Origin of the sequence: Collimonas fungivorans (genome assembly GCF_028292705.1) — a bacterium.
In the GTDB taxonomy this organism is placed as follows: domain Bacteria; phylum Pseudomonadota; class Gammaproteobacteria; order Burkholderiales; family Burkholderiaceae_D; genus Collimonas; species Collimonas fungivorans_B.
In genome coordinates, this window is sequence record NZ_JAQGLV010000297.1 from 22,643 (window position 1) to 48,515 (window position 25,873).

The 25,873-nt window shown below is 60.2% G+C and carries 29 protein-coding genes; 4 read left to right on the top strand and 25 right to left on the bottom strand.

All coding sequences use genetic code 11. The features are described 5' to 3' along the window. Position 1: 1 nt before the first annotated feature. The 15 genes from murF to tyrS form a co-directional block, all read right to left on the bottom strand. Positions 2-1,420, bottom strand: coding sequence for a UDP-N-acetylmuramoyl-tripeptide--D-alanyl-D-alanine ligase (gene murF / locus JWQ61_RS16645; RefSeq protein ID WP_304361507.1), 1,419 nt, complete (start codon positions 1,418-1,420; stop codon positions 2-4). After that, positions 1,417-2,949, bottom strand: coding sequence for a UDP-N-acetylmuramoyl-L-alanyl-D-glutamate--2,6-diaminopimelate ligase (locus tag JWQ61_RS16650; RefSeq protein ID WP_304361508.1), 1,533 nt, complete (start codon positions 2,947-2,949; stop codon positions 1,417-1,419). Before JWQ61_RS16650 ends, murF begins: the two co-directional genes overlap by 4 nt. Continuing rightward, positions 2,946-4,727 (bottom strand): penicillin-binding protein 2, encoded by a 1,782-nt coding sequence (locus JWQ61_RS16655; protein WP_304361509.1) that lies wholly within the window; start codon positions 4,725-4,727, stop codon positions 2,946-2,948. Before JWQ61_RS16655 ends, JWQ61_RS16650 begins: the two co-directional genes overlap by 4 nt. After that, positions 4,724-4,996 carry a cell division protein FtsL gene (gene ftsL / locus JWQ61_RS16660; protein WP_014007924.1) on the bottom strand — a complete coding sequence of 91 codons (273 nt, stop codon included), beginning with the start codon at positions 4,994-4,996 and terminating at the stop codon, positions 4,724-4,726. Before ftsL ends, JWQ61_RS16655 begins: the two co-directional genes overlap by 4 nt. Beyond that, positions 4,993-5,967 carry a 16S rRNA (cytosine(1402)-N(4))-methyltransferase RsmH gene (gene rsmH / locus JWQ61_RS16665; protein WP_304361510.1) on the bottom strand — a complete coding sequence of 325 codons (975 nt, stop codon included), beginning with the start codon at positions 5,965-5,967 and terminating at the stop codon, positions 4,993-4,995. The genes ftsL and rsmH overlap by 4 nt, the downstream gene beginning before the upstream one ends. 10 nt (positions 5,968-5,977) lie before the next feature. Then, on the bottom strand, positions 5,978-6,406 hold the full coding sequence (gene mraZ, locus JWQ61_RS16670) for a division/cell wall cluster transcriptional repressor MraZ (RefSeq protein ID WP_061534628.1): 429 nt from the start codon (positions 6,404-6,406) through the stop codon (positions 5,978-5,980). A gap of 490 nt (positions 6,407-6,896) precedes the next feature. After that, complete coding sequence (ruvC, locus tag JWQ61_RS16675) at positions 6,897-7,439, bottom strand: crossover junction endodeoxyribonuclease RuvC (protein WP_304361511.1); 543 nt, start codon at positions 7,437-7,439, stop codon at positions 6,897-6,899. 37 nt (positions 7,440-7,476) lie between these two features. Beyond that, positions 7,477-9,054 (bottom strand): bifunctional phosphoribosylaminoimidazolecarboxamide formyltransferase/IMP cyclohydrolase, encoded by a 1,578-nt coding sequence (gene purH, locus JWQ61_RS16680; RefSeq protein ID WP_304361512.1) that lies wholly within the window; start codon positions 9,052-9,054, stop codon positions 7,477-7,479. 127 nt (positions 9,055-9,181) lie between these two features. After that, a complete protein-coding gene (locus JWQ61_RS16685; protein ID WP_014007929.1) occupies positions 9,182-9,415 on the bottom strand; it encodes a Fis family transcriptional regulator in 234 nt (77 codons plus the stop codon). A gap of 121 nt (positions 9,416-9,536) precedes the next feature. Next, positions 9,537-10,553: a tRNA dihydrouridine synthase DusB gene (gene dusB, locus JWQ61_RS16690; RefSeq protein ID WP_304361513.1), complete on the bottom strand. Its 1,017-nt coding sequence runs from the start codon at positions 10,551-10,553 to the stop codon at positions 9,537-9,539. An 85-nt stretch (positions 10,554-10,638) separates the two neighbouring features. Beyond that, the gene (locus JWQ61_RS16695) at positions 10,639-11,775 is read right to left on the bottom strand and encodes a GGDEF domain-containing protein (RefSeq protein ID WP_304361514.1); all 1,137 of its coding nucleotides are present in this window, start codon (positions 11,773-11,775) and stop codon (positions 10,639-10,641) included. 175 nt (positions 11,776-11,950) lie between these two features. Further along, a complete protein-coding gene (locus tag JWQ61_RS16700) occupies positions 11,951-12,622 on the bottom strand; it encodes a histidine phosphatase family protein (protein WP_304361515.1) in 672 nt (223 codons plus the stop codon). A 22-nt stretch (positions 12,623-12,644) separates the two neighbouring features. Beyond that, positions 12,645-13,280: a YbhB/YbcL family Raf kinase inhibitor-like protein gene (locus JWQ61_RS16705; RefSeq protein ID WP_304361516.1), complete on the bottom strand. Its 636-nt coding sequence runs from the start codon at positions 13,278-13,280 to the stop codon at positions 12,645-12,647. Positions 13,281-13,431: 151 nt separating this feature from the next. After that, on the bottom strand, positions 13,432-13,890 hold the full coding sequence (dtd, locus tag JWQ61_RS16710; RefSeq protein ID WP_369684906.1) for a D-aminoacyl-tRNA deacylase: 459 nt from the start codon (positions 13,888-13,890) through the stop codon (positions 13,432-13,434). Continuing rightward, a complete protein-coding gene (tyrS, locus tag JWQ61_RS16715; RefSeq protein ID WP_369684907.1) occupies positions 13,887-15,158 on the bottom strand; it encodes a tyrosine--tRNA ligase in 1,272 nt (423 codons plus the stop codon). The genes dtd and tyrS overlap by 4 nt, the downstream gene beginning before the upstream one ends. Before the next feature lie 234 nt (positions 15,159-15,392). On the opposite strand from tyrS, the gene JWQ61_RS16720 reads away from it, so the two are divergent. Together JWQ61_RS16720 and JWQ61_RS16725 are read left to right on the top strand one after the other, a co-directional pair. Then, the gene (locus JWQ61_RS16720) at positions 15,393-16,799 is read left to right on the top strand and encodes a M23 family metallopeptidase (RefSeq protein ID WP_304361517.1); all 1,407 of its coding nucleotides are present in this window, start codon (positions 15,393-15,395) and stop codon (positions 16,797-16,799) included. 108 nt (positions 16,800-16,907) lie between these two features. Then, the gene (locus JWQ61_RS16725) at positions 16,908-18,065 is read left to right on the top strand and encodes an anhydro-N-acetylmuramic acid kinase (RefSeq protein WP_304361518.1); all 1,158 of its coding nucleotides are present in this window, start codon (positions 16,908-16,910) and stop codon (positions 18,063-18,065) included. A gap of 121 nt (positions 18,066-18,186) precedes the next feature. Here the strand turns inward: JWQ61_RS16725 and erpA are convergent, their stop codons facing one another. The 4 genes from erpA to argC form a co-directional block, all read right to left on the bottom strand. Next, positions 18,187-18,549, bottom strand: a complete 363-nt coding sequence (gene erpA / locus JWQ61_RS16730) for an iron-sulfur cluster insertion protein ErpA (protein ID WP_014007938.1) — start codon at positions 18,547-18,549, stop codon at positions 18,187-18,189. Between the two features lie 75 nt (positions 18,550-18,624). Continuing rightward, a complete protein-coding gene (locus JWQ61_RS16735; RefSeq protein WP_014007939.1) occupies positions 18,625-19,020 on the bottom strand; it encodes a polymer-forming cytoskeletal protein in 396 nt (131 codons plus the stop codon). Between the two features lie 13 nt (positions 19,021-19,033). Beyond that, positions 19,034-19,768, bottom strand: coding sequence for a DUF6776 family protein (locus tag JWQ61_RS16740; protein ID WP_304361519.1), 735 nt, complete (start codon positions 19,766-19,768; stop codon positions 19,034-19,036). A gap of 36 nt (positions 19,769-19,804) precedes the next feature. After that, complete coding sequence (gene argC, locus JWQ61_RS16745; RefSeq protein ID WP_304361520.1) at positions 19,805-20,842, bottom strand: N-acetyl-gamma-glutamyl-phosphate reductase; 1,038 nt, start codon at positions 20,840-20,842, stop codon at positions 19,805-19,807. Positions 20,843-20,910: 68 nt separating this feature from the next. On the opposite strand from argC, the gene JWQ61_RS16750 reads away from it, so the two are divergent. Continuing rightward, entirely contained in the window at positions 20,911-21,150 is a 240-nt protein-coding gene (locus JWQ61_RS16750) for a hypothetical protein (protein WP_304361521.1), read from the top strand. A 1-nt stretch (position 21,151) separates the two neighbouring features. On the opposite strand, the gene rpsI is transcribed toward JWQ61_RS16750, so the two are convergent. Both rpsI and rplM read right to left on the bottom strand, forming a co-directional pair. After that, positions 21,152-21,544 (bottom strand): 30S ribosomal protein S9, encoded by a 393-nt coding sequence (rpsI, locus tag JWQ61_RS16755; protein ID WP_014007942.1) that lies wholly within the window; start codon positions 21,542-21,544, stop codon positions 21,152-21,154. Between the two features lie 9 nt (positions 21,545-21,553). Then, positions 21,554-21,982, bottom strand: a complete 429-nt coding sequence (rplM, locus tag JWQ61_RS16760) for a 50S ribosomal protein L13 (protein ID WP_014007943.1) — start codon at positions 21,980-21,982, stop codon at positions 21,554-21,556. A 531-nt stretch (positions 21,983-22,513) separates the two neighbouring features. Here rplM and JWQ61_RS16765 point away from each other — a divergent pair. Continuing rightward, positions 22,514-22,960 carry an OsmC family protein gene (locus JWQ61_RS16765; protein ID WP_304361522.1) on the top strand — a complete coding sequence of 149 codons (447 nt, stop codon included), beginning with the start codon at positions 22,514-22,516 and terminating at the stop codon, positions 22,958-22,960. Positions 22,961-22,964: 4 nt separating this feature from the next. On the opposite strand, the gene coq7 is transcribed toward JWQ61_RS16765, so the two are convergent. From coq7 to JWQ61_RS16785, 4 genes are all read right to left on the bottom strand, one after another. Next, positions 22,965-23,591, bottom strand: a complete 627-nt coding sequence (coq7, locus tag JWQ61_RS16770; protein ID WP_304361523.1) for a 2-polyprenyl-3-methyl-6-methoxy-1,4-benzoquinone monooxygenase — start codon at positions 23,589-23,591, stop codon at positions 22,965-22,967. A gap of 61 nt (positions 23,592-23,652) precedes the next feature. Then, on the bottom strand, positions 23,653-24,474 hold the full coding sequence (locus JWQ61_RS16775; RefSeq protein ID WP_304361524.1) for a DUF3025 domain-containing protein: 822 nt from the start codon (positions 24,472-24,474) through the stop codon (positions 23,653-23,655). 133 nt (positions 24,475-24,607) lie between these two features. Continuing rightward, positions 24,608-25,420, bottom strand: coding sequence for an ABC transporter ATP-binding protein (locus JWQ61_RS16780; RefSeq protein WP_144739457.1), 813 nt, complete (start codon positions 25,418-25,420; stop codon positions 24,608-24,610). 25 nt (positions 25,421-25,445) lie between these two features. Further along, positions 25,446-25,873 (bottom strand): ABC transporter permease subunit (locus JWQ61_RS16785; RefSeq protein ID WP_304361525.1); only part of this gene is annotated, 428 nt, incomplete at its 5' end.

The window sequence follows — 25,873 nt, forward strand, 5'->3', positions numbered from 1 at the left end:
GTTAGTGAGTCCCCTCAGATGTTGTACCGACCAGATGCTGGACAGCACGCTCCATTTTCATGAAGCGCGACCCTTTGATCAGCACCGTGGTGTCCGGCGTCATGGTCGCATCGAGCGCGGCTAGCAACGCTGCGATGTCGTTAAAGTGTTGTGCCTGCGGACCGAAGGCGGCGCTGGCGTCAGCCGCCATGTCGCCCAGGGTGAACAGCCGGGCGATGCCGCGCTGCTGTGCATACGCGCCGATTTCCTGGTGGAATTCGCGTCCTTCGTTGCCGACTTCGCCCATGTCGCCCAGCACCAGCAAACGCGGCGCGGCCGATTGCGCCAGCACATCGATGGCGGCCCGCACCGAATCCGGATTGGCGTTGTAGGTGTCGTCGATCACCAGCGCGCCGGCACAGCCGGCTGCTGTCGCCAGCTTGCGTTGCAGGCGGCCGCTGACCGGCGCAAAGGTTTCCAGGCCGCGCTTGATCGCGGCGACGTCGATGCCGATCGCCAGAGTGCAGGCGATGGCGGCAAGCGCGTTGCGCACATTGTGTTCGCCGGCGGCGGCCAGCTGCAAAGCGAATATTTGCGGGCCACCCGCGGTGGCGAAGGTAACGATCAGGTCGCTGCCGAAACCATGCGCCGCGCCAGTGTAGCTGCAGCTGACATCGGCGTCGGCGGTCAGGCCGAAACTGATGCTGCCGGCCTTGCCGGCGGCATAACCGCGCCACAGGCCGGAATACGGATCGTCAGCCGGGAACACCGCAATGCCGCTGGCCGGCAAGCCGCGTATCACGCTGCCGTTTTCTTCGGCGACCGCGGCGACGCTGGCCATGAACTCCTGGTGCTCGCGCTGGGCGTTGTTGACCAGCGCTACCGTCGGTTCGGCCAGCGCTGTCAGCAGCGCGATTTCGCCGGGATGGTTCATGCCGAGCTCGATCACGGCAGCCTGGTGGCCGGCCTCCAGCCGCAGCAAGGTCAGCGGTACGCCGATCTCGTTATTGAAATTGCCGCGCGTCGCCAGCGATTTTTCCGCGCCAAAAGCCGCGACCAGGATCGCGGCGATCATTTCCTTGACGGTGGTCTTGCCGTTGCTGCCGGTGACCGCAATCAGCGGCAGCGTGAATTGCTGCCGCCAGCGCTGCCCTATCGTACCGAGTGCAACCCGGGTGTCGCTCACCACCAGCGCCGGCACTGCCAGCGCGGCCAATGTAGCCGGTGTGCGTTCCACCACCACCGCGGCCGCACCTTGGGCGATCACCTGGTCCAGGAAATCGTGGGCGTCGAAACGCTCGCCGCGCAAGGCGACAAACACGCAGCCTGGCGTCACCGCACGGCTGTCCGTGCACAAGCCGTTGACCACGACCTGGTCCTGGCCGGCGCCAACCGAAGGTAATCCCAGCCACGCTTGCAATTGCGACAATGAGACGTTCATGCAGCGCCGCCTTTCATCGTGGCCCGCGCAGCCAGCGCCAGCGCAGTATGGTCGGCATCTAGAAACGGCAATTTCTTTCCTTTTATTTCCTGATAAGTTTCATGTCCTTTGCCCGCCAGCAAGACCACATCGGCCTTGGCCGCGTGGCGCACCGCCCACAAGATCGCTGCAGCGCGGTCTTCCAGCGCCTGCGCGGCCTGCGGCGCTTTCATCCCGGCCAGGATCTGGCCGATGATGAGGCTTGGCTCTTCGCTGCGTGGGTTGTCGCTGGTGACGATGACGTGATCTGCGAGTTCCGCCACGGCGCCCATCTGCGGCCGCTTGCCGGGATCGCGATCGCCGCCGCAACCGAATACGCACCACAGCTCGCCGTTGCGCTGCTGCGCTACTTGCCGCAGGGTATTCAATGTTTTGTCCAGCGCATCAGGAGTATGTGCATAATCGATCACTATCAGCGGCGCGTCCTGGCCGCCGAACTGCTGCATTCGACCCGGCACGGCAACCAACAGTTCAATCGCATGCAGCGCAGCATCCCAGGCCGCGCCTTTAGCCAGCAGCACGCCGAGGATGCCCAGTGCATTGCTGACATTAAACTGCCCTACCAGCTGGGTCTTGACCAGCGCCGAACCGAAAGGCGAATCGAGGTGGAACGCCGTGCCGGTCGCATTGGTGCGGATCGCCGAGGCGCGCAGCACCGGAACGCCGGCCGCGTCCACTTCCTCGCAGGTATAGCCGATCACCGGAATCGCTGGTTGCTTCTGCTGCAAATGATCAATCAAGCGCAAGCCCATGGCGTCGTCGAGATTGATCACCGCCTGCTGCAATCCGGGCCAGTCGAACAACATACGCTTGGCGGCTTCATAGTGCTGTTCGTCGCCGTGGTAGTCCAGGTGATCGCGCGTGAAATTGGTGAACAGGGCGATGTCGACATGCATGCCGTTCAGGCGCCCTTGTTCCAGCCCGATCGAGGAAGCTTCGATCGCCAGCGCCACTACTCCTTGCCGGCGCATGTTGCTCAGCGCCTGCTGCAACAGCAGTGCATCGGGCGTGGTGTTGCCGGTTTCCTCGAACTCGCCGCGCTCGCCTTGCGTATAGATTCCTGTGCCCAGGGTGCCGATCACGCCGGTCACCTGGCCCAGGTGCGACAGCGCATGGCCCAGCCATTGGGTGCAAGAGGTCTTGCCATTGGTGCCGGTGACGGCAACCACCAGCATGTCTTTGTCTGCCTGGTCGTAATAGCCGTGCGCGATCTGGCCGCTGAGCCGCTTGAGTCCGCTCACTGCGCGATGGGCGACGCGCCATGCCGTATCCCAGGCAAATTTTTCCTTCTCGTACAACACTGCGGACGCGCCGTTCTCCAGCGCCTGTGCAATATAGGCGCGGCCGTCCGCGGCATCGCCGGGATAGGCGAAAAACACGTCGCCGGCTTTCACCTTGCGCGAGTCAGACACCAGCTCCGCGCCGGCCGGGGCGACGCTGTCCAGCCACTGCTGGATTTCCGGCAATTGCTGTAGCTTAGGCTTTGTCACAAGCCCTCCTGCGGACCGTCGGTCGGGATGATGATGTCGGTGACGCTGGAATCGGGCGGCACGTTCAACGCCCGCAAGGCGTTTGCCGCAACCGTCGCGAACACCGGTGCCGCGACGTCGCCGCCAAAGTGCGAGCCGACGCTAGGCTCGTCCACCATGACCGCAATGATCAGGCGCGGATCGGAAGCCGGCGCAAACCCGACGAAATCGGCGATATATTTTTTGACGTATTTGCCGCCTTCGATCTTGTAGGCGGTGCCGGTCTTGCCGCCCACGCGGTAGCCTGGAACCTGCGCCTTAGGTGCGGTGCCGCCCGGCGCGGTAACCCGCTCCAGCATGGCGCGCATGGTCAGCGCGGTCTTTTCCGACACCACGCGCTGGCCGACCGGAGGTTCGCTGACCTTCTGGAACGACAGCGGGATCAGGTCGCCGTTGCGGGCAAAGATCGTGTAGGCATGCGCCATCTGGATCAGCGATACCGAGATGCCGTGGCCGTAGCTCATGGTGGCCTGTTCGATAGGCCGCCACGATTTGAACGGACGCACGCGGCCGGCGACAGCACCGGGGAAGCCGAATTTCGGCTGCTGGCCAAGGCCGACCGTGGTGAACATCTCCCACATTTCCTCGGCCGGCATTTGCAGCGCGATCTTGGCGGTGCCGATATTCGACGACTTCTGGATGATCTGGGCGACGCTCATGTTCCACACCGGATGCGGATGGGAGTCGCCCACGGTCGCGGTGCCGATCGTCATCTTGTCGGGAACCTGGAACGTGGTGGTGGCCTGCACCCGGTTGGTGTCGAGCGCGAGCGCCACGGTAAACGGCTTGAGCGTCGAGCCCGGCTCGAAGGTGTCGGTCATGACGCGGTTGCGCAGCTGCGCGCCGGTCAGCACCGAGCGGTCGTTCGGGTTGTAGCTGGGCAGGTTGGCCAGCGCCAGCACTTCGCCGGTCTTGGCGTCGACCACCACGATGCCGCCGGCCTTGGCCTTGCTCTTGGCCACCGCTTCTTTCAGCTGGGTAAACGCGATGTACTGGATCTTGCTGTCGATCGACAGCACCAGGTCCTTGCCGTCATGCGGTTCCTTGACCGCCTCGATATCCTCGACGATGCGGCCGAGCCGGTCCTTGATCACGCGCCGGCTGCCGGTGGTGCCAGCCAGGTTTTTCTGTTGCGACAGCTCCATGCCGTCCTGGCCGGCATCTTCCACATTGGTGAAACCGACCACGTGCGCCATCACCTCGCCTTCCGGGTAGAAGCGCTTGTATTCCTTGCGGGTCTCGATGCCGTCGATGCCAAGCTTGATGATCTGGTCCGACACATCTTGCTCGACCTGGCGCTTGAGGTAGACGAAATTGCGGTCGGAATCGAGTTTCTTGCTGAGTTCGGCATAGCTCATGTCGAGCAGCTTCGCCAAGGCCTGCAGCTTCTCTTTCGGCGCCGCCTGCACATCCTCAGGAATGGCCCAGATCGCCTTCACCGGCACTGACGACGCCAGTACCTGGCCGTTGCGGTCGGTGATCTTGCCACGCGTGGCCGGCAGCTCCAGCGTGCGCGCATAGCGCGACGCACCCTGCTTTTGCAGGAAGTCGGTGGAAATCCCTTGCAGCCACAATGCCCGCACAATCAGCGCCAGGAACGCGGCGAACATGGCGAACAGCACCACCCGCGAGCGCCAGACAGGCAGCTTGACCTTGAGCATCGGGCTGGCCGAAAACGGCACTCCCTTGCCGGCGGCAATCCGTCCTGCGTGGGAGCTGCGCGGGGGATTGCGCGTCATTTTTCCCCCACCGTCAGATATTGGGTGCGGGCAGCGGTCAGCGGCACCATGTTCAGGTCGCGCGTGGCGCTGGCTTCAATCCTGGCGTTCTTGCCCAGCGTCGACTGGTCGAGCTGCAACTGGGCCCATTCGATATCGAGCTGGCGCGACTGGCTGGCCGCCCGTTCCAGCTCGATGAACAGCTGGCGCGCCTGGTACTGCGCGTTGACCAGCGCCAGTGCGCACAACACCAGCGCCAGCGCCAGGACAAAATTGAGGCGCCCGCTCACGGCTGGACTCCGGCAGGCAGGGTAGTGGCCAGGCGCTCGCCGACCCGCATGATGGCGGAACGCGCGCGTGGATTGTCGGCCACTTCGGTATCGGATGGCTTGACCCGTGCCACCAGCTTCAATTCCGGCTGCGGCAGGTCAACGGCGCGAATCGGCAGGCGACGGTCGGGCTGCGGCAGCCTGGCTTTGGAAGCCATGAACTGCTTGACGATCCGATCTTCCAGCGAATGAAAGCTGATCACGACTAATCTCCCTTGCTGGGCCATCTGCCGAAATGCCTGATCCAGTACTATCTCGAGTTCTTCAAGCTCTTGATTGATGAAAATCCGTATAGCCTGAAAGGTACGAGTGGCCGGGTCTTTGCCTTTCTCACGGGTCTTGACGGCGTTTGCCACGATCTGGGCAAGCTGTCGTGTGCCAGTAATGGGCTGGACTGTCCGGCCAGCAACAATCGCCTTTGCAATCTGAACAGCAAACCGTTCTTCCCCATAATCACGTACCACCTTTCCGATTGTTTGTTCATCTGCGACTGCCAGCCAGGCCGCTGCCGACATGCCGCGCGTCGTATCCATGCGCATGTCGAGCGGGCCGTCGGCGCGGAAACTGAATCCGCGGCTGGCGTCGTCCACCTGCGGCGACGAGATGCCCAGGTCCAGCAACACCCCGTCGACTTGTTGAATGCCTCTTTCCTGCAATGCCTGCGCCATCGTCGCAAAGCTGTCGTGCACGATCTCGAAACGCGGATCGGCTATCTCGGCCGCAGTAGCGATCGCCTGCGGATCCTTGTCGAAAGCAATCAGGCGGCCGCGCGGCCCCAGGCTCTGCAGGATCTTGCGGCTATGGCCGCCACGCCCGAAAGTGCCGTCGACATAAATGCCGTCCGCACGCGTACCGGTAATCGCCAACGCACTGACAGCCTCATCCAATAACACGGTGCGGTGCTGGAACTCGGGCACCACTGGTTCACTCATGGCAGGCCCGTCAGAACGAAAAATTGCTTAACACTTCGGGCATGCCAGCCGCAACTGCTTGCGACTCGCTCTCGGCCAGCTTGGCCGCATCCCAAATCTCGAAATGGCTTCCCATGCCCAGCAGCATCACCTCGCGCGTCAGGCCGACGGCCGAACGCAGCTCAGGCGCCACCAGGATCCGGCCGGCCGAATCCAGCTCGACGTCGGAGGCATTGCCCAGGAAAATCCGCTGCCAGGCGCGCGCCGACATCGGCCAAGCCGCGATCTGTTCGCGGTGGCTTTCCCAGGTCGGGCGCGGAAACAGCAGCAGGCAGCCGTGCGGGTGCTTGGTCAGCGTCAAGCGCCCCTCGCACTGGACGGTGAGCGCGTCACGATGCTTGGACGGCACTGCCATCCGCCCTTTCGCATCGAGATTTAATGCTGACGCACCCTGAAACACCGCACACGCTCCTTAATTTAATCTTGAAAAAATTCTCTGGCGGCATGTAAAAATGCCCCACAAAAAAACACTTTTCCACACTTCCACCCACTTTAGAGGATGCACTATTCTAGGTCAAGCCATTTAGCTGCCGGCAATTGCAAAATACTCGAGTAAAGTCAATGACTTAGCGCGGGTATCTAACAATCGACCGAGAATGTTCTTACATTGAATTACTAAATAAATGAAGGACTTAGCGCGACATGTAAATGTCAGCTCTTAGATATACACATGTGTTTGCCACGATTTTGCCGAAACAAAGGTTCACAATTGAACGAGCCTTCCTACATGCAAAATGAGACAAATCGCAGATAAAGCGGGGAGTAGGCGGCTTGATAGCGCGCAATGAACTGCTGCAGATGACGGAATAGAATGAAACCCTGCTGTAACAACAGAAACCAACCTCGAACAATGCACCACAATCGGGAACACAGCGGACACCGATAGCGGCTCAACCTACCAGCCGGCCGCCGCGCACCCGCAAACCCTTTTTCGCAAGATCCGGCGCCAGCGCACTCAGGTGCGCCAGCGCGTCGCCGCTGTGAGCATGGCAGATCGCTACCGCCAGCGCATCGGCGGCGTCGGTGCCCGGCAAGCCGGGCAACTGCAGCAGCCGCTGCACCATGTCCTGCACTTGCTGCTTTTGCGCCTTGCCATGGCCGGCCACCGCCTGCTTGATCTGCAGCGCGGTATATTCAGCTACCGGCAAATCCGCGCTGACCAAAGCGCAAATCGCCGCGCCGCGGGCTTGCCCGAGCAGCAGCGTCGATTGCGGATTGACGTTGACGAAGACTTTTTCGATCGCCGAACAATCCGGCGCATAGGTGCGGATGACCTCCGAAACGCTGGCCAGGATCACCTTCAGGCGCTGCGGCAGATCGGCGTCCGGGGTCTTGATGGTGCCCGACGCGATATAGCTGAGCTTGTTGCCCTGCTTGTCGATGACGCCAAAACCGGTGGTCCGCAGACCGGGGTCGATACCGAGGATTTTCATATAACCAGACGATGACCGAAGCGCCGGTCGCTGCTACTTAGTGACGGAAGTGGCGGGTGCCGGTGAGCAGCATGACCACGCCATGTTCGTCGGCCGCATCGATCACTTCCTGGTCGCGCATCGAACCGCCCGGCTGCACCACGCAAGTGGCACCGGCGTCGACCACCACATCCAGGCCGTCGCGGAACGGGAAAAACGCATCCGAAGCCACCGCCGAACCGACCAGCGACAAACCTGCATTCTGCGCCTTGATCGAAGCGATGCGGGCGGAATCGACCCGGCTCATCTGGCCGGCGCCGACGCCCAGCGTCATGCCGTTACCGCAAAACACGATAGCGTTCGACTTGACGAACTTGGCGACGCGCCAGGCAAACATCAGGTCCTGCAGCTGCTGCTGGGTCGGCTGCTTCTTGCTCACCACTTTCAGCTCGCTCAGGGCGACGTTGCGCGCATCCGGCGATTGCACCAGCAAACCGCCGCCGACGCGTTTGAAATCGTGCTGGTTGATGGCCGCATTTGCCCCATTGACCAAGGGGATTTCCAGCAAGCGTACATTCTGCTTGGCGGCGAACACCTGCTTGACTTGCTCAGTAAAGGACGGTGCGATGATCACTTCAACGAACTGCTTGGCGACTGCCTCAGCCGCGTTGCCGTCAAGCTCCTGGTTAAAGGCAATGATGCCGCCAAAAGCCGAAGTCGGATCGGTCTGCAACGCCTTGCTATACGCTTCCAGCGGATTGTTGCCGATCGCGACGCCGCAAGGATTGGCGTGCTTGATGATGACGCAGGCGGTTTCGCTGAAAGTCTTGACGCATTCCCAGGCCGCATCGGCATCGGCGATATTGTTGTAAGACAGTTCCTTGCCTTGCAGCTGTCTGTAATTAGCCAGCGCGCCTTCGACATGACGGGTATCGCGGTAAAACGCCGCCGACTGGTGCGGATTCTCGCCGTAACGCATTTCCTGCACTTTTTCGAAATGCAGGTTCAGTGTCTCCGGATAGGCGCTGCGGGTAGCGTGCTGCTTGTCTTCGCCCAGCGACGTGAAATAGTTGGTGATGGCGCCATCGTACTGGGCGGTATGGGCGAACACCTTCTTCGCCAAAGCAAACTTGGTGCCGTAGCCGACTTCACCGTCGTGCGCCTTCAGCTCGGCCAGCACGCCGGCGTAATCGCTGGGATCGCACAGCACAATCACATCCTTATGGTTCTTGGCCGACGAGCGCAGCATGGCCGGGCCGCCGATGTCGATATTCTCGATCGCATCCTCCAGCGAACACTGCTCCTTGGCGATGGTCTGCTGGAACGGGTAGAGATTGACCACCACCATGTCGATCAGCGGGATCTGGTGCTGCGCCAGGGCCGCGACATGCTCAGGGAAATCGCGGCGCGCCAGGATGCCGCCGTGCACTTTCGGATGCAGGGTCTTGACGCGGCCATCGAGCATTTCCGGGAAGCCGGTGTAATCCGCCACTTCGGTGACCTTGATGCCGTTATCGGCCAGCAGCTTGGCGGTGCCGCCCGTCGACAGAATATTCACGCCCAGCGCCGACAACTCTTTTGCGAAATCAAGTATCCCGGTTTTGTCGGATACGGAAATGAGGGCTTGTTTAATCATGATGAAAACTCTGGAAGGGAAGGAAAACGGATAAATACATCATTGGCGGGAAACACTGCCTCCTTGGGCGAGGACGGCAGCTTGCTGTCAGTTTCTGGCTTGGCGCCGCTGATCCTTGGACTGCCTGCTACAAAAGACCGTGCTGCTGCAATTTCTTGCGCAGGGTGTTGCGATTGATGCCCAGCATTTCCGCCGCATGCGACTGGTTGCCTTCGGCGCGCGCGATCACGGCTTCCAGCACCGGCTTTTCGACCGTGGAAATCACCATGTCATACACATTCGACGGCGGCTGCTCGCCCAGGTCCTTGAAATATTTTTCAAGGCTTTGCTTCACCACGTCTTGGATACTTTCTTTGCTCATTCTTTTTTACTGTTCTTTTTTTAGGATTCAGGCAATTCCATCAGCGTTCGGTCTATGGCGTCATGCTCACCTGATGCCCGCCTGCCGGGAAATTCCTGATTCTGTTTCTTGTTGATCTGATTCAGGCCGCCAGCATCTGCTCGGCCACACCGTATTGTAACCGCTCCCCAAACGCAAACTGCGATTCGAAGAAGCTATTTACTGCGGCCAGCTGCTGGCCGCAATCTTCCAGCAGGTTCATGCGTTGCCGAAATGCCTCGCCGCCGGGCAAATCGCGCACATACCAGCCGATATGCTTGCGGGCGGTGCGCACCCCCAGGTAATCGCCATAAAATCCGTAATGCGCCCGCAGGTGTTCATCCATCAGCTGTTGCACTTCCGTCACCAGCGGCGCCGGCAAATATTCTCCGGTGCGCAAATAGTGCTCGATCTCGCGGAAAATCCATGGCCGGCCCTGCGCTGCGCGCCCCACCATGATGGCGTCGGCCTTGGTGTACTCCAGCACTTGCCGTGCTTTTTCGGGCGTCGTGATGTCGCCGTTGGCCACCACCGGGATCGTGACCGCTGCCTTGACCGCGGCAATGGTCTGGTATTCGGCATCGCCGCTATAGCCGTCCGCGCGCGTGCGGCCATGCAAGGTCAGCATGGCGATGCCGCTGGCTTGCGCCAGCCGCGCGATATTCAAGGCGTTCTTGTTGAGGCGGTCCCAGCCGGTGCGGAATTTCAGCGTGACCGGCACGTCGACCGCGTTCACCACCGTTTCCAGGATCTTCGCCACCAGTTGCTCATTTTGCAACAAAGCCGAGCCACACCAGCTGTTGCACACTTTCTTGACTGGGCACCCCATGTTGATGTCGATGATTTGCGCACCGTGGTCGACATTGTATTTTGCGCACTCTGCCAGCATCAGCGGATCGGCGCCGGCGATCTGCACCGCCCGCGGCTCCATCTCGCCATCGTGGTTGATGCGGCGCGAGGTCTTCTCGGTCTGCCACAAGCGTGGATTGGAGGCCGCCATTTCCGACACCGCATAGCCGGCGCCCAGCTCTTTGCAGAGCTGCCGGAACGGTCTGTCCGTGACGCCCGCCATGGGCGCCACAAAGACGTTGTTACGTAGGAAATAAGGGCCAATATTCACGACGGCGTCACTGACTCGAGATGGAATCACAAGGGGAAAGGCGTCATTTTATCCCGATTGCCAAGGCAAGCGGGGTTTTGCGCAATCAAAGTTCGTCTTCGGCCGAGGTGCTGGAGCTGCGCAGATGCTGGGTGGCGTAGTGGATCAGCTCATCCAGGCCGCGGCCGTCGGCGCCGTAAGTGGCCACTCCTATCGACAACGCGAGCCGGATCGACCAGTTTTCGATGTTGACCGGATGGTGCTTGAAATGGCCGAGGAAAGTCTCGGCCAGGTTATCGGCATCGACTGTGTCGGTAGCCGGCAACACATACAGGAATTCGGTGGCGTTCCAGCGTCCGCCGCTGTCGGTCTTGCGCAGCTGCGCGCCGGTATCCTTGGCGAACGCCGCCAGGATATTGTCGGCCACCGCCCAGCCGTACAGGTCGTTGATCTTGTGGAAATCGTCCAGCTGGCAATACAAGATGGACAACGGCGACTCGTCGATAACGGTGGCGGCCACCGCTTCTTCATAGACGTGCACGATACGGCGCCGGGTCAGCAAGCCGGTCAGCGAATCAAGCTGCGCCTGGCGCGTGAGCAGGTGCGACAGGTTGGACTGCTTCCAGATCACTTCGCAGACATGGCCGAAAGCCTGGAACGAGGCAAACCCGGTTTCCGAAAAATAATCTTCGCTGTCGGCGTAAAACACCATCATGCCGTGCATGCGGGCTTTTTCCGAACGCAGCGGTATGGCCAGCGCGGCCTTGGCCGAGCAACGCTCGGGGTGCGCTTGCCACGGGGTAAACAGGGCATGGAAATCGCTGTCGTGGCCAGCCTCCCAATCGGCGACCTGGGCAAACGGCGCAACGTAGTCGAAACAATCCTTGGCCAGTTGCCAGTTATCCGACTCGCCCAGCGCCTTGCCGACAATCGCCGCCGGCTTGATGGTCGCTTCCGAATCGTCCTGGCAGAAACCTACCCACACCAGCCGGATATGCGGACTGGCAGGCAGGATCATCTGGCACAGGCGCTTGACGCTTTCGCGGCCGCTATAGGCCTGGGGCAGAGTTTGCAGCAGCTGATGCAATACGCCGACCAGCGCCAGCTGCTCATCGTTCAGCGCCGGCGCCGGTGTTGTCGTGGCGGGCGCACTCTGTTTCCCCGCGGCCGCATCAACCACTTCGGCCAACGGCACAGGATCAGCGGCACGCTGAGCCCAGGAGGGAAAGAGATTAAGTTTCATGCTGGCAGTCCCGCTGTTGTTTTAATTCTTGCTAGCAAGATTAGCACAAGCACGCTGCTTTTATCGCAACTGTTTTTGCAAGAGCTTATACAGATTTATAGCGATTTCCGGGACTTGCCGCGAAAGCCCAACATAAGCGGAAAAACGCCGGCGGCATCAATGTTGCAAACAGCGCTTATTGATCGATTTCGTCCAGCGACAAGGCGTCCAGGTGCGCCACGTCGGCCCAGCCGTCCACCCGCAACGGTTGCGGCCATTCCGGGTTCCAGCTCAGGCGGTTGATGCTGGCATTGAAAATATCGCAACTGCGCGCCTGAGCCAAAGGCAGCTTGTGGGCAAAACGGTAGATGCAGTCGAGCACGCCGCCGTGTGTGACTACCGCAATCCGACACAAATTCGGACGCAAATCGCCCGGCGCCAGCAAAGCCGACAAGGCCGCCACCACCCTTGCGTAGAATTCGCGCATGGTTTCCGCCACGTGCTGGCCGGCCGGATAACGGACATCGACAGCGCGCGCCATCAGCGCCGCATAGGCTTCAGGAAAATGTTCGGCCGCTTCCGGATAACGCAAGCCTTCCAGCGCGCCGTAGCAACGCTCCCGCAATCCGGTTTCGAGGCGCAAGGCCATGCCGCGCGCTTCGGCCAAAGGCGCGGCGGTTTGTTGTGCACGCTGCAGGTCGCTGCAAAAAACGGCGTCCAGGGCGAGGCCGTCCAGGCTGCGCGCCAACGCGAGCGCCTGGCGCCGGCCGGCCGGATTGAGCGGGATGTCCAGGTGGCCTTGCAGGCGACGCTCGAGGTTCCAGTCGGTTTCGCCGTGGCGTATCAGCAGGATTTCGGTAGTTGACATGGGCTTTCTGCAGGGCTGGCGCTTACAAGGCGGGGTTCAGGGTATACAGGCTGACGATCGAGGTCTCGGCCAGGATGTGTCCGCGCATCGCCGCCAGCGCTTGCTGCCCGGTGAACTTGCCGTCCACCGGCAAGCGCGCGATGTCCAACGCGTACACGGTGAAAACATAGCGGTGCACGGTCTCGTCGTTCCATGGCGGGCACGGACCGTCGTAGCCGAAATAATCGCCGCTCATCGCGGCGTCGCCGGCAAACCAGCCAGTGTAGTCGTTCAGGCCGTGGCGCGCGCCGGGGATCGGGCTGCCGTAAATTTCCGGGCCCGGCTTGCCGCGCGAGATGACGCGGTCGCTGAAGGTTCCGGCTTCAATCGACGTCGCATGCGGCGGCAGGTCGACCAGCACCCAGTGGAAAAAATCGACGCGCGGCAGCTCGGCCGGCACCGTCTTGCCTTCCTGGTTGACATCGTCGCCGCGCGACGGCACATCGGGATCGCAGCAGATCAGCGCCAGCGATTTGGTGCCGGCCGGCGGTTCGCCCCAGCCCAGGTGCGGGTTGTGGTTGGCGGACAAGGTGACGTGGGTCTCGGGATGCACTACCGCGAAAGCAAATTCGCCGGGGATATAGGCACCGTCGTTGAAAGAATGGCTCCAGAGGTTCACGGTAAGCTCCTGTCGTAAAGTTGTCAGGCTACAGCAAAAGCGGATTACCCGGGACTTATGCAAAACTGTTCCAGCAAGGCACGACGACGAAGACAGTACGGCGTACGGCTAGGAGGAGTAACGCCGCTGGGGCAGTTTTGCGTAAGTCCTTTTACGCTTTGGCGGCCGGCGGTTTTACCTGCAGCCAGAAGGTCACCGGGCCGTCATTGGTCAAAGACACTTTCATGTCGGCGCCAAAACGGCCGGTCGCGACCTGCTTGTGCCGGCTTGCGGCCTGGCTGGAGAAATAATCGAACAGGCGGCGCCCTTCTTCCGGCGCCGCCGCCGGCGTGAACGAAGGCCGGGTGCCGGACTGGGTATCCGCCGCCAGCGTGAATTGCGGCACCAGCAGCAGGCCGCCGCCGATGTCGCTCAGGCTGCGGTTCATCTTGCCGGCGTCGTCGGCGAACACGCGATAAGACAGCAACTTGGCCAGCAGCGCGTCCGCTTCCTTTTCACGATCGCCGCGCTCGGCGCACAGCAGCACCATCAGGCCGCCATCGATGGCGCCGACCGTGACGCCGTCCACCACCACGCTGGCGTGGCTGACTCGCTGCAGCAGGCCGATCATGCGGTCAAGGTTACCCGGGCGAACTTGCGCTTGCCAACCTGTATCACGAAGGTGGCGGCGTCGACTTTCAAACCCTTGTCGCTGACCACCGCGCCGTCGATCCGCACCCCGCCCTGCTCCACCATGCGCAGCGCTTCCGAGGTCGATGGGCAAAGATTGGCTTGTTTCAGCAGCTGGCCGATGCCCAGCGGCGCGCCGCTCAGCGTCAGTTCAGGAATGTCGTCCGGGATGCCGCCCTTGGCGCGGTTGTTGAAGTCGCTCAAGGCGTCTTCCGCCGCTTGCTGGTTGTGGAAGCGCGCCACGATTTCCTGCGCCAGCGCAACCTTGATGTCGCGCGGATTCTGGCCGCCTTCGACTTGCGCCTTGTAGCCGGCGATCTGCGCCAGCGACTTGAACGACAGCAGCTCGTAGTAACGCCACATCATGACGTCGGAAATGCTCATGACCTTGGCGAACATGGTGTTGGCCGGCTCGGTGATGCCAATGTAGTTGCCCTTGGACTTGGACATCTTTTCGACGCCGTCCAGGCCTTCCAGCAGCGGCATGGTCAGGATGCATTGCGGTTCCTGGCCGTAATCCTTCTGCAGCTCGCGGCCGACCAGCAGGTTGAATTTCTGGTCGGTGCCGCCCAGTTCCAGGTCGGACTCCAGCGCCACCGAATCGTAGCCCTGCATCAGCGGGTACAGCAGTTCGTGCACCGAGATCGGGGTGCCGGCCTTGTAACGCTTGGTGAAATCCTCGCGCTCCAGGATCCGCGCCACCGTGTATTTCGCCGACAGCTGGATCATGCCGCGCGCGCCCAGCTTGTCCGACCATTCCGAGTTGTAGCGGATTTCCGTGCGCGCCGGATCCAGCACCAGGCTGGCCTGGGCGAAATAGGTCTTGGCGTTTTCTTCGATCTGTTCGCGGGTAAGCGGCGGCCGCGTCACGTTGCGCCCCGACGGATCGCCGATCATCGAGGTAAAGTCGCCGATCAGGAAAATCACGTTGTGGCCGAGATCCTGCAGCTGCCGCATCTTGTTCAGCACCACCGTATGGCCGAGGTGCAGGTCGGGCGCGGTCGGGTCCAGGCCCAGCTTGATGCGCAAGGGTTTGCCGCTTTGCTCGGAGCGCTGCAGCTTGCGCGCAAAGTCGCTCTCGATCAGCAGTTCGTCGACGCCGCGCTTGGTGATCGCCAGCGCCTCCTGGGTCCGGTCCGACAGGACCAGGGGGGTGTTTTCAACAGCAGCGGCTGCCTTCGGTGATGCGTTTTGAGAATCGTGAGCCATATAGGGAATAAAAATCCAGCGAAAATGAAATCTGAAAAGCTGCGCTTGTGCCGGCACTGGACGGCAAGGGCGGACAAAAAAACGCATACAAAGGGTTACGAGAAAATCAGACTAGTCCTACAACCGCCCAAGATACCCTAAGGTATAATCCCTGATCCTTTTAACCCGCCGCAAGTCGTTCAATCAAACAACAACACAAGAATCGGTAGCAAACGGCAAATTTTAACGTATTGCATGTCTCTCAAAGATAAAATCATCAACTTGCGGTCCAGTATCAAGCCGTTTTTCAAGCAGATACCAGCCCGGGTCTATGCTTGTTTTGCTGATTCCACGCCTAAAAGCCGTATTGTCTCCGCTTCGGCCGTGTTGCTGACCCTGGTTGCTTTTGGCGCGGCCGGTGTTGCTCCGCTGCCAATGGATCCTGACGAAGTGTCGGTGAAAGCGATTTCCGCCGAACTGGAATTGCCCAGCCTTAGTGAACAGATCGCAAAACTTGAAGCTCAGCAACAACTTTATGTTGCCGAAGACAAGATGCGCGCCGGCGACACGCTGGCGACCTTGCTGACCCGGCTTGGCGTAGACGACGACCAGGCCAGCAATTTCATCAAGTCGGACCGCCGCGCACGCGCCGTGCTGCGCCTCAAGACCGGCACCACGGTGCAGGCGCAGACCAGCAATGACGGCGTACTGCAGATGCTGCGCGCGACGATTGCCGACGGCGACGATACTCCGACCAATCTGCTGATCCACCGCGACGGCGACAAGTTTACCGTCAGCGAGGAAAGCGCCACGGTTGAACGGCGCGTCGAAATGCATACCGGGGTGATCCGCTCCTCGCTGTTCGCCGCCACCGATGCCGCCGATATCCCCGACAGCGTGGCCTCGCAAATCGTCGCCATGTTCGGCACCAACATCAATTTTGCTTCCGACCTGAAACGCGGCGACCATTTTAATGTCGCCTATGAAACATTCTGGCAGAACGGCCAGTTCCTGCGCGCCGGACGCATCCTGGCCGGCGAATTCGTGAACGGCGGCAAGCCGTTCCAGGCAGTCTGGTTTGACGAACCAGCCAGCGGCCAGGGCGGCTACTACGGTTTCGACGGCAAATCGCTGAAAAAGGCCTTCTTGAAATCGCCGCTGACCTTTACCCGCATTTCTTCCGGCTTCTCGATGCGCGTGCACCCTATCCTGGGCAAGTGGAAAAAGCATACCGGCGTCGACTTTGCCGCCGCCACGGGTACGCCCATCCATGCCACCGCCGACGGCGTGATCGACTTTGCCGGCGTTGAAAGCGGCTACGGCAACGTGGTCATCATCAAGCACGATAGCAAATATTCAACGGTGTATGCGCACATGAGCCGTTTTGCGCCGACCTCGCGCAAGGGCGGCAAGGTCAGCCAGGGCGATGTCATCGGCTACGTCGGCATGACCGGCTGGGCGACCGGCCCCCACCTGCATTACGAGTTCCGGGTCGCCAACGAGCCGCGCGATCCGATGTCGGTGGTAGTGCCTACCGCCAGCCCGCTGGCCGGGGTCGAGCTGGAGCGCTTCAAGACGGTTGCGGCCGATATCACCCATCGTTTTAACCTGCTGAGCGGCGAAACAGCTGCTGCGCCAGCCACCAAGCTGGCGTCAAAATAAATTTCCGGCATGCCTGGAGTTTGCTGAACTCATTTGCTGAATTCAGAATAAACTTAAAACCGTTGTCGAGTCGCTAGTAAAATCAGCTGATCTCACAACGGTTTTATTATGTCCACTCCAACTACCCAAAGCGGCTTGTTCATCGGCCTGATGTCCGGCACCAGCCTGGATGGCGTCGATGGCGTCATCGCAGCATTTCCCAGCGCCCCGGTGCAGCATCCGGTAGCCACCCTGGCCTCGGCCTACATGCCGTTTTCAGCTTCGCTGCGCGCCGAACTGATGGCGCTGCAAACCGCCGGCCAGGATGAGATCGAACGCGAAGCGCTGGTCGCCAATACCCTGAGTTCGCATTACGCTGCTTGCGTCGAGCGCCTGCTGGCAGATGCCGGTTTGCGGCCAGACCAGATCCGCGCCATCGGCGTCCACGGCCAGACCATCAGGCATCGGCCCGAACTGGGTTTTACGCGCCAGGCCAACAACCCGGCGCTGCTGGCCGAGCTGACCGGGATCGACGTCATCGCCGATTTCCGCAGCCGCGACATCGCCGCCGGCGGCCAGGGCGCGCCGCTGGTGCCGGCTTTCCACCAGGCTGTGTTCGCCGATCCGGAACAAACCCGGGTGGTGGTAAATATCGGCGGCATCGCCAACATCAGCGTATTGCATGGCCAGGCGACGCCGGGCCAGAGCCGCGACGTCATCGGCTTCGATACCGGGCCGGGCAATGTCCTGATGGATTTATGGATCAAGCGCCATCACGGCAAGGACTATGATGAGAACGGCTTGTGGGCGGCCAGCGGCCAGCCGGCGCCGGCCTTGCTCGACGCCATGCGCAAGGAAGATTATTTTGCCGCGGCGCCGCCCAAAAGCACCGGGCGCGACCTGTTCCACGAAGCCTGGCTGGCGCGCCATCTCGGCAGTTTGCCGCAACTTGCCGCCGCCGACGTGCAGGCCACGCTGGCGCTGCTGACCGCCACTACCATCGCCGACGCGATCGCACAGCATGCGCCGACGGCGCAAACCGTGTATGTCTGCGGCGGCGGCGCTTATAACCCGTACCTGATGCAGCAGCTGGCGCAAGCGCTGCAAAACCGCCAGCTGGCGGCAGCCGTGCAATCTACCGAAGCGCTCGGCATTGCTCCCAACCATGTCGAGGCAGTGGCTTTCGCCTGGCTGGCGCTGCGTTTTGACCAGCGCCAGCCAGGCAACCTGCCGCTGGTGACCGGGGCACGCGGCTTACGGATCCTGGGGGCGCTGTATCCGGCCTGAGGGCATCCTGCCGGAAACGCAATCGGCAACGGGCAATAAGCAGACAATAAAAAAGGACGCCCAAGGATTTCTCCCCGGCGTCCTTTTTCAAGAGCCGCGTGTTGCTTACGTAATTACTTGATCAAGCCGAGAAAGAAGAACCGCAACCGCAGGTAGTCGTCGCATTCGGATTCTTGATCACGAATTGCGCGCCTTCCAGGTCGTCCTTGTAGTCGATTTCAGCGCCGACCAGGTATTGATAGCTCATCGAATCGATCAGCAGCTGCACACCGTTCTTGCTCATGGTGGTGTCGTCTTCGTTGACGATTTCATCGAAGGTGAATCCGTACTGGAAACCGGAGCAACCGCCACCCTGCACGAAAACGCGCAATTTGAGGTCTGGATTGCCTTCTTCTTCGATCAGCTGCGCAACCTTGGCGGCGGCGCTATCGGTAAACACGATCGGCGAGGCGACTACATCTTGAATTTCAGCGACAGCATTCATTTTTGGCTCCTGCGGGGTACATACAATACTGCATTATAGGCGCTTGCTCGGATTCATGCCGGCCAGCCCCAAATCTTAGGCAGATTGCGACATGGCAAGTTTCAGCACCGGCTCAGCCACATTCTGTTCATGGGTCAGTTTGCCGCTTACCAGGGCGCCGCTGTGCATTTCCAGCGCCTTGTAATTGACATCACCGGTTATGCGGGCTTTCGGCTGCAATTCAAGCAGTTCGGCGGAATAAACATTGCCGCTGATCTCACCGTTGACCACCAGGTGGGCGACCCGCACGTCGCCTTCCACCTTGGCGCTCTCGGAAATCACCAGGACGCTGGTTTCGCCAGGCTCCGCCACTACATTGCCTTTCACATTGCCGTCGATGCGCAGACCGCCCTTGAAGTGGACATCGCCCTCGATGCTGGTCGACGAACCAATCAAGCTATCGATAGTGCTCTTTGCTTTACGGTTGAACATGATGTTTCCTTTTTTACAAATTAGAGGTTTGCTGCGCCCGCATCTGGCCCTTTTCCATGACCTTGGCCTGAATCGCCTTGACCACGGCGCCTTCCGGCAAAGTCAGTTCAGCCTCGACGCGCTGGTAATACTTGAAATCCAGCTGGGACGCGGTCTTTTCTGCAGCCGTGGCGCTGGCGCCCGGGAAAATCAGCACCGTGCTTTTACCCGCCACTGTCGCAGTCACCAATAGTTGCACATTTCCAACAAAATTGGCACCTTTGCCGCCCTGCATGATCAACATTCGATAGCGCAATTGTGTAGGCGTCAACAATTCGGCAGTCAGGCGCTGGATGGTGATGCCCTGGCTGCCTGTCGCATTCGGCAGCAGCCCCTCGAAAAACGCCAGGTCCTCTTTCAGCTTGGCATTCTCGGTTTCCAGCACCTTGATCTGCTGGCCCAACTGCTCCTGCGCCGCTTTCTCGATATTGAGCCGGCTTTCGGCGGCATTGACGGTGCTCGAGAAACGATCCCGCTCCGCCGTCAAGACGCCCACTTTTTCATTGAGGTCGGCCAGCTGCTGTTTGCTGACCACCGGGCTGTGGCCGGTGAAATCGCGCCCGAGGTCATATATCCACAGTGCGATCGCGCCGCCAAAACCCAGCACCAGCACCAGGAAAAGCGCTTTCAGCGGCCACGGGTAATGGCTCTTCACCGTCATCTTCGGCGCCGAAATCGACATGCGCCGAACCCACAATTTATACTTCATCGCTGCCGGCTCGGCCGCTCAAAAAGACGCATGGCGTCATGGCATGACCGGCACGTGCAGCAAGCCGGTAGTCTCTTCCAGGCCGAACATCAGGTTCATGCATTGCACTGCCTGGCCGGCCGAGCCTTTGACCAGGTTGTCCTGCACCACCAGCACCACCACGGTGTCGCCATTGTCGGGACGATGCAAGGCGATCCGCAACATGTTCGATGCACGGGTGGAACGGGTTTCCGGATGCGAGCCGAACGGCATCACATCGACAAACGGCTCATCCTTGTAGGCATCTTCAAACAGCGCCTGCAAGGCCGCGTTGTCGATATCCTTGGTCAGGCGCGCGTAGATGGTCGAATGCATGCCGCGGATCATCGGCACCAGATGCGGCGTAAACAACAGGCCGACTTTCTGGTCGGTCAGCTTGCCGAGCTGCTCCAGCGTTTCCGGCGTATGCCGATGGCCGGATACGCCATAAGCCTTGAAATTGTCGCTGGCTTCCGAGAACAGCATGCCGATTTCCGTCTTGCGGCCGCCGCCGGATACCCCCGATTTGCAATCGGCGATCAGGTGCGAAGCGTCAATCACGTCGGCTTTCAGCAACGGCGCCAGGCCGAGCTGCATGGTGGTCGGATAACAACCCGGATTGCCGATGATGCGCGCGTCCTTGATGGCGGCGCGGTTCAGCTCCGGCAAACCATATACGGCTTCCTTCAGCAGCTCGGGGCAGCCGTGCGGCATCTTGTACCATTTCTCGAACACCGCGGTGTCCTGCAGGCGGAAATCGGCGGCCAGGTCGATCACCTTGACGCCGGCTTCCAGCAGCTCGGGCGTCTGCGCCATGGCGACGCCGTGCGGGGTGGCGAAGAACACCACGTCGCAGTCGGTCAGGCGGGCTTTTTCAGGTGCGGAAAACGCCAGCGCAACGCGGCCGCGCAAAGACGGGTACATGTCGGCAATCGGCATGCCGTCTTCCTTGCGCGAAGTCACCGCCTGCAGCTGCGCATGCGGATGGGTCGCCAGCAAACGCAGCAACTCGACGCCTGTATAACCCGTACCACCCACAATCCCGACTTTGATCATCTTTTTTCCTTGCATGGAGCTGTATATTTTTTCCACCCGGCTTTCAAACCCGATATGAAAACAATACGATGTTGGACCCGGTGTTTTGGGTAAATTGCCGCCAAGAGCTGGCTATTTTATCAGCCAATGAATCGTTAGGGCGGCTTAACATTGAAATCGGAAATACCTTGCAGGCACAGGCGCTGCAGCGCGTTTCCCAATGTTACCTTTTGATAAAGAGCGCAACGGACAACGCAAAAAACCGGCAGCAAATGGCAAAAAGCCGCCAGGCGCAAACCTGGCGGCTTTTCGATATTCTGAAAGCGTAGATTAGCGCTTGGAGAATTGTTTTGCGCGGCGAGCCTTGCGCAGACCGACCTTCTTACGTTCAACTTCACGTGCATCACGTGTAACGAAGCCGGCTTTGGACAGCTCCGGTTTCAAAGTTGCATCGTAGTCGATCAGTGCACGAGTGATGCCGTGGCGAACTGCGCCAGCCTGGCCGGATTCACCGCCGCCGCTGACATTGACCTTGATGTCGAAAGTTTCGACATGGTTGGTCAGTTCCAGTGGCTGGCGAATCACCATCAGGCCGGTTTCGCGCGAAAAATATTCATTCGCTGGCTTGCCGTTGACGACGATTTGGCCGGAGCCTGACTTGATGAAGACGCGAGCCACTGCACTCTTGCGACGGCCGGTTCCGTAATTGTAGTTACCGATCATGTCTATTCCTTAGAGTTCAAGTGCTTTAGGTTGCTGCGCGGTGTGCGGATGGCTGCCATCTGCGTACACTTTGAGCTTCTTGATCATGGCGTAGCCAAGCGGACCCTTAGGCAGCATGCCCTTGACCGCTTTTTCCAGCGCACGACCTGGAAAACGCTGTTGCATTTTCTGGAAATTTGTTTCGTAGATGCCGCCTGGGTAACCGGAGTGACGGAAATACGTCTTGTCGGTTGCCTTGGCGCCAGTGACGCGCAGTTTACCTGCGTTGATGACGACGATGAAATCGCCGGTATCAACGTGAGGAGTAAATTCGGGTTTGTGTTTGCCGCGCAGTCGGAGTGCCACTTCGCTGGCAACACGTCCGAGGACTTTGTCCGTCGCGTCAATCACGAACCAATCACGCTGGACTTCATGGCCCTTAGCGGAAAAAGTTTTCATGTTGACTTCCTAACTAGTTTAATTCGCTCAAATGGTGGTTCCGCCGCTATCGAAAAACCGGCTTTTAGACCGGAGCATCGTCCTGCATCAGCGACAGACTCTTCCTTGTTATCTTTTCCTGAGCAAACGGAAAAGCCGTAAATTATAGCCTTTTCAAGGACTTGGCGTCAAACCGATTGAAAAAAATGGCCGTTTGCGCTATGGGATGTTGTAAATGCGGTTGTAAACAGGGCGGTAAACACCTGCAACCGCTCCTGCAGATAAAAGAAAACCCGAACTGCGCTGTGGCGTCGGGTTTAAATCCACTCCTGTGGAGGGGTGGAGGAGACATGGCGTTAATTGCCGAGAATCAATCTCGCAACGGTTAGATTGATATTAGCAAACAGAATTGTGCATCGCAAGGTAGAGAATCGAGGTTTTTAGTAAAAATTTACGGTTTAATTTTCTTTTGTGCAACAAAAGCCAGCTAAACCGGGTCCGCCAAGAGCAGTTAGAATATGACGACACAATTCACCACCCTCACGAGATCATATGGAATGCACTGTTCGCTGGACCGGCTCGTCCGGCATGACGTTTTTGGCAGAAACCGGCTCCGGCCACATTTTGACGATGGATGGCGCGCCGGACGGCGGCGGCCGCGACCTGGCGCCGCGGCCGATGGAAGTGGTGCTGGCCGGCACCGGCGGCTGCACTGCTTATGACGTAGTGCTGATCCTGCGCAAAAGCCGCCAGGATATCCGCGGCTGCGACGTCACGCTGAAATCGGAACGGGCGGAGACAGAGCCTAAGGTATTCACCAAGATCCATTTCCACTTCACCGTACGCGGCCGCAACCTGAAGCCCAACCTGGTGGAACGCGCGATCAAGCTGTCGCATGAAAAATACTGCTCGGCCTCGATCATGCTGGAAAAAACCGCTGTAATCACCCACTCCTTCGACATCGTCGACGACCTGGCGGAAACCGCAATCGAAGCCTAGTGCTTCAGATATGGTAGGCGACTGTCGTCATCACTTTCGACATCGCCTGCATCACTTTTTGCACCGGACGCGGCATTTCAGCCGCCCCCAACGAACGCGCCGCCGCGCCATGGGCGATTTCATCGTCGCGCATCTGCTCGACGATGGCGCGCGACTTGGCGTCCTGCAGCGGCAATTGTTCCAGGTGGCTGCTGAGGTGCGCTTCAACCTGGCGCTCGGTTTCCGATACAAAACTCAGGCTGCGCACATCGCCCAGGCGCGCCGCCAGCGTTCCCAGCGCATAGGAACCGGCATACCACAGCGGATTGAGCAAGCTGACGTGCGAACCCAGTTCGCGCAAGCGTTCTGCGGTCCAGGCCAGGTGGTCTTCCTCTTCCCTGCCCGCTGCGGCGAATTGCTGCTTGATCGGATCGCCCTGGGCGAAACGGCCCTGGGCGTCATACAGCGCCTGGGCGCAGACTTCACCGACATGGTTGACCCGCATCAGGCCGGCGCTGTGACGCTGCTCGGCCGCATCCAGCACGCCGTCGGCAGCCAGCAGCGCCGGATTCGGGCGCGAAGCCGAAGCCTGCCCGGTGATCACCCGCAAGGCGTTGTCGAAATCGGCGATGGCTCTGTCCAGGAATAGCATGCGAAGAATCACTTTTAAAATTAACTAGGTGGATTTTATCAGGCCGGCCTCATTTGCCGCGTCATTTGCCGCGCTTTGGGCGAAACACCGCAGCATCAGCATAGAAGGCCTGGTCCTGGCCGCTACTCCAGCCCGGCACGCCCAGCACCGGCAACGGCGTCAGGCGCCCGATCAGCGCATCCGGCTGCGCCAGTTCGGCGGCAACGCGCTGATCAATCCAGCCGCGCTTGGCTTCATCGGTCAGCGCGAAATAAGATTCCGGCACGCCAAGCACCAGGGTATGCGCGGTAATCGCCTTGTATGGCTGCACCAGTTTTTCCAGCAAGGCGTGGCCGAACAGCCAGACTTCGGCATCGCCGCCAAACATGTGGCCTTGATCGACAAACACTTGCTGCCATTGGTGCTGGCGCAAGGCTACGCTCAGCGACTGCCCCGTGGCGTTATCCGGCACCAGCAGCAAAGCGGCATTTTCATCAAAGATGGTGGCGGCATCGCGCGCTGCGCCGCGCGGCTTGCTGCTGCCGGAGACGGTGCCGGCCTTGGCCAGCTCGGCAGCCTGCAACACATTCAGGCGCGCCTTGATGGCCGGGAACGATAGCCAGACCAGGGCATTCAGGAAATCGTGGAGGTTGTCGCGGGTCGGCACTTTGCCGCTGCTGCCAATGAATGCTTCGTAAGCGGTCGCCGGCGGCAGTTCGGCCTGCGCCACAAAACTGACCGGCAAACCCTGGTAATTGCGGATGCCGCGCTCCTGGGCAAGCGCATTCAAGACCAGCCGCCAATTATCGGAAACTGCGGCAACGGCGCTCAGGCGCTGGCCGAGAATACGGAACGGCTTAAGCCAGGGTTGTGACCAATCGATGAGGGCGGCGGGAGTAGGCATTTGCCGCGCATTTTACCTTGCGCGCAAGCGGTTCAGCCCACAACCCGCTGCAAATTCTCCTGGCCGAGATCGGCGCAACCCTCGGCGAAAGCATCGGCGCAACGCACTACTTCGCATATGCTCCAGGCCGGCGTCACGCCGCTTGCGCTGCCGGATGCGCTTGTTTGCGGTACAGGAATTCCAGCACCGAAGTGCGGTACTCGGCATACAAAGGGTCCTGCGCCAGCGCCACCCGTTCGCGCGGCCGCGCCAGCCGCACCTGCACGATGTCGCCGATGGTGGCGGCGGGACCGTTGGTCATCATCACGATGCGGTCCGACAGCAGCACGGCTTCGTCGACATCGTGGGTCACCATCACTACCGTCGATCCGGTCTTGGCGACGATCTTCAGCAACTCGTCCTGCAGATGGGCGCGGGTCAAGGCGTCCAGTGCGCCGAACGGTTCATCCATCAGCAATACCTTGGGCTCCATCGCCAAAGCGCGAGCGATGCCGACCCGCTGCTTCATGCCGCCGGAAATTTCATGCGGACGCTTCTGCCCGGCCGCGGTCAGCCCCACCATCGCCAATGCGGCCTTGGTGCGCTCCTTCAAGGCGCTCTTGTTTTCGGTAGCGGCAAACACGCGCTCGACGCCGAGATAAATGTTTTCGTGGCAGGTCAGCCAGGGCAGCAGAGAATGGTTCTGGAACACCACCGCCCGTTCCGGCGACGGTCCGCCGATTTCACGGCCGGCGCAAATCAGCACGCCATCGCTCGGCAGCAGCAAACCGGCGATCAGGTTCAGCAGGGTCGACTTGCCGCAGCCCGAATGGCCGATCAAGGTCACGAATTCGCCCTTGCGCACGGTCAGGTTGATATCGCGCAGTGCGTGAAACTGGCCTTTGCTGGTGCTGAACACCATTTCAGCCTGGTGGATATCGATGAATTTGGCGTCGCGTTGTTCCATGTTGTCCTCGGCCTCAGTTAGTCAGTTAGTTCGCTACCTGCTCATAGGTAAATGCCTTGGCCAGCGCCACCAGCAATTGCTCCAGCAACAGGCCGACCACGCCGATCACCACGATGGCGATGATAATGTGCGGCACGTTCAGATTGTTCCATTCATCCCAGACCCAGAAACCGATGCCGACGCCGCCGGTCAGCATTTCGGCGGCGACGATCACCAGCCAGGCGGTGCCGATCGCCAGCCGCACGCCGGTCAGCATGTACGGCAATACAGAAGGGAACAGGATCTTGGTGATGATTTTCCATTCCGACAGGTTCAGTACGCGCGCGACGTTCATGTAATCCTGCGGCACCCGCTGCACGCCGACCGCGGTGTTGATGATCATCGGCCAGATCGAGCAGATGAAGATCGACCAGATCGCCGCCGGATTGGCCGACTTGAACACCAGCAGGCCGA

Bases quoted from the DNA above. Each gene is read 5' to 3' on its own strand.
- coq7 (WP_304361523.1), bottom strand. From the start codon at position 23,591: ATGCTATTCCTGGACAGAGCCATCGCCGATTTCGACAACGCCTTGCGG.
- rsmH (WP_304361510.1), bottom strand. From the start codon at position 5,967: ATGAGTGAACCAGTGGTGCCCGAGTTCCAGCACCGCACCGTGTTATTG.
- JWQ61_RS16750 (WP_304361521.1), top strand. From the start codon at position 20,911: ATGTTGGACCCGGTGTTTTGGGTAAATTGCCGCCAAGAGCTGGCTATT.
- purH (WP_304361512.1), bottom strand. From the start codon at position 9,054: ATGATTAAACAAGCCCTCATTTCCGTATCCGACAAAACCGGGATACTT.
- JWQ61_RS16735 (WP_014007939.1), bottom strand. From the start codon at position 19,020: ATGTTCAACCGTAAAGCAAAGAGCACTATCGATAGCTTGATTGGTTCG.
- JWQ61_RS16720 (WP_304361517.1), top strand. From the start codon at position 15,393: ATGTCTCTCAAAGATAAAATCATCAACTTGCGGTCCAGTATCAAGCCG.
- JWQ61_RS16765 (WP_304361522.1), top strand. From the start codon at position 22,514: ATGGAATGCACTGTTCGCTGGACCGGCTCGTCCGGCATGACGTTTTTG.
- JWQ61_RS16740 (WP_304361519.1), bottom strand. From the start codon at position 19,768: ATGAAGTATAAATTGTGGGTTCGGCGCATGTCGATTTCGGCGCCGAAG.
- JWQ61_RS16655 (WP_304361509.1), bottom strand. From the start codon at position 4,727: ATGACGCGCAATCCCCCGCGCAGCTCCCACGCAGGACGGATTGCCGCC.
- dtd (WP_369684906.1), bottom strand. From the start codon at position 13,890: ATGATCGGCCTGCTGCAGCGAGTCAGCCACGCCAGCGTGGTGGTGGAC.
- argC (WP_304361520.1), bottom strand. From the start codon at position 20,842: ATGATCAAAGTCGGGATTGTGGGTGGTACGGGTTATACAGGCGTCGAG.
- JWQ61_RS16685 (WP_014007929.1), bottom strand. From the start codon at position 9,415: ATGAGCAAAGAAAGTATCCAAGACGTGGTGAAGCAAAGCCTTGAAAAA.
- JWQ61_RS16700 (WP_304361515.1), bottom strand. From the start codon at position 12,622: ATGTCAACTACCGAAATCCTGCTGATACGCCACGGCGAAACCGACTGG.
- erpA (WP_014007938.1), bottom strand. From the start codon at position 18,549: ATGAATGCTGTCGCTGAAATTCAAGATGTAGTCGCCTCGCCGATCGTG.
- rpsI (WP_014007942.1), bottom strand. From the start codon at position 21,544: ATGATCGGTAACTACAATTACGGAACCGGCCGTCGCAAGAGTGCAGTG.
- JWQ61_RS16695 (WP_304361514.1), bottom strand. From the start codon at position 11,775: ATGAAACTTAATCTCTTTCCCTCCTGGGCTCAGCGTGCCGCTGATCCT.
- JWQ61_RS16725 (WP_304361518.1), top strand. From the start codon at position 16,908: ATGTCCACTCCAACTACCCAAAGCGGCTTGTTCATCGGCCTGATGTCC.
- rplM (WP_014007943.1), bottom strand. From the start codon at position 21,982: ATGAAAACTTTTTCCGCTAAGGGCCATGAAGTCCAGCGTGATTGGTTC.
- JWQ61_RS16775 (WP_304361524.1), bottom strand. From the start codon at position 24,474: ATGCCTACTCCCGCCGCCCTCATCGATTGGTCACAACCCTGGCTTAAG.
- murF (WP_304361507.1), bottom strand. From the start codon at position 1,420: ATGAACGTCTCATTGTCGCAATTGCAAGCGTGGCTGGGATTACCTTCG.
- tyrS (WP_369684907.1), bottom strand. From the start codon at position 15,158: ATGGCTCACGATTCTCAAAACGCATCACCGAAGGCAGCCGCTGCTGTT.
- JWQ61_RS16780 (WP_144739457.1), bottom strand. From the start codon at position 25,420: ATGGAACAACGCGACGCCAAATTCATCGATATCCACCAGGCTGAAATG.
- ruvC (WP_304361511.1), bottom strand. From the start codon at position 7,439: ATGAAAATCCTCGGTATCGACCCCGGTCTGCGGACCACCGGTTTTGGC.